Below are 1,324 nucleotides of genomic sequence, written 5' to 3'. Positions count from 1 at the left end.
ACATGTGGATAAGTTAGTGGATAAAGGGGAAAACTCCAGTCGGGTAGGAATGAGCGTCCGGCATCTGCGCAGATTCGGCAAGCGGGACTTTTTGAGCTGCATCAGCGCGCATCAGCCCTCGCCCTTCGAGACGCCTGCTATCGCAGGCTCCTCAGGGTGAGGGCATGGCGGTGGACGTTGCGTTTGGTTAACTGCGCATTGCGCTTGAGCTCACGGTGCGCCAGCAGTCCTCATACTGAGGAGCCGCCAAAGGCGGCGTCTCGAAGGACGAGGACTGCCCGCCTTCAGAAACGGGCTCGGCTCTTACGCGCATACTGAAGATGGCTCCTCATCGCTCGAGGAGGACTGTCCTCCGCCGCTACTTGCAGGCTTGCGCCGCCGCGGGCTGGAGCAAAAAGGCGTGGTTCTCCGCATTGTCCGGGCTGAGATAGAGATAGCTGGAGCGCCCGCCCGCATCGGGCCCCGGCATTTCCAACCGCTCGACGACGCTCACGCGCACGCCCTCGGGCTGCGCGGCGAGCCGGAACGCGCCGGACTCGCTGTAGCCGATCCGGCAATGATGCACGCCGTCGTTCTTGGCCTTGCAGCGGTCGGTTTCCTCGGCGGAGAGCGATGCGTTGCACAAAAGGCCGCCGCGGTCCTCCTTGCAGGCGCCGAAGGTGGAGAAGGTCGCCTTGCCGCGCCCCTTGGTCGAAAATTGCAGCGTCGCCGAAAACGGATAGGGCGGCGTGTCTTTTCGCGTCTCGATCGACAGCCACGCTTTGTCGACGATCTGTTTTTTATGGGCGGAAAGATGCGCCGTGTCATAGGCGCGCGCGTAACATCCAAGCAAAGGGAGCGGCTCCGCCTGCGCCGCGACCGTTGCGAAAACAAAAGCGCAGATCGCCGCGCTGACGGTCAGATGAGATTTTAACATTCGGACTCCTGGCGCGAGACATTCAAGTGTAAACCGCAACTGGTGCGTCACAGCAGCAATTCTCGCGTCACAAAAGCTTCGCCTCCCCGTGATCTTCAAGCGGGGAGATCGCAGCGGAGCGAGTCGCACATGTGGACGGTTAACGCGGATTTCGGTCAGACGATCTTCGCCCTCGTCAATTTTCCGCAAGCGGATGCAAAAAAGCCGAAAGCGGCCAAGAAAACGCTCAATGAAACGCTTGGTCGTCTCGGCGCGCTCGAAGTGCGGCTCGCGCGCGGCAAGAGGGAAGTGCGCAAGGCGCAGCGCCTGCGTTACGACGTCTTCTACAAGGAAGGCGGCGCCATTCCCGACGCGCGCACGGCCTTCACGCGACGCGACGCCGACCGGTTCGACAAATATTGCGATCAT

General features: G+C 61.5%; 2 protein-coding genes. One reads left to right on the top strand and one right to left on the bottom strand.

What is annotated here, in order from left to right; translation table 11 throughout:
* Positions 1–358 precede the first annotated feature (358 nt).
* Positions 359–916 carry a hypothetical protein gene (locus tag Q8M88_RS12510; protein ID WP_305597488.1) on the bottom strand — a complete coding sequence of 186 codons (558 nt, stop codon included), beginning with the start codon at positions 914–916 and terminating at the stop codon, positions 359–361.
* Positions 917–1,045: 129 nt separating this feature from the next.
* Between Q8M88_RS12510 and Q8M88_RS12505 the strand changes: the two genes are divergently transcribed.
* Positions 1,046–1,324: GNAT family N-acyltransferase (locus Q8M88_RS12505; protein ID WP_305597487.1), on the top strand; the 279-nt coding region annotated here is incomplete at its 3' end.

The sequence above is a fragment of the Phenylobacterium sp. genome, assembly GCF_030693805.1.
Classification (GTDB): Bacteria; Pseudomonadota; Alphaproteobacteria; order Caulobacterales; family Caulobacteraceae; genus Phenylobacterium.
This window is presented reverse-complemented; position numbering and strand designations above follow the sequence as displayed.

Coding starts and splice junctions, on each gene's coding strand:
- Q8M88_RS12510 (WP_305597488.1), bottom strand. CDS start 916: ATGTTAAAATCTCATCTGACCGTCAGCGCGGCGATCTGCGCTTTTGTT.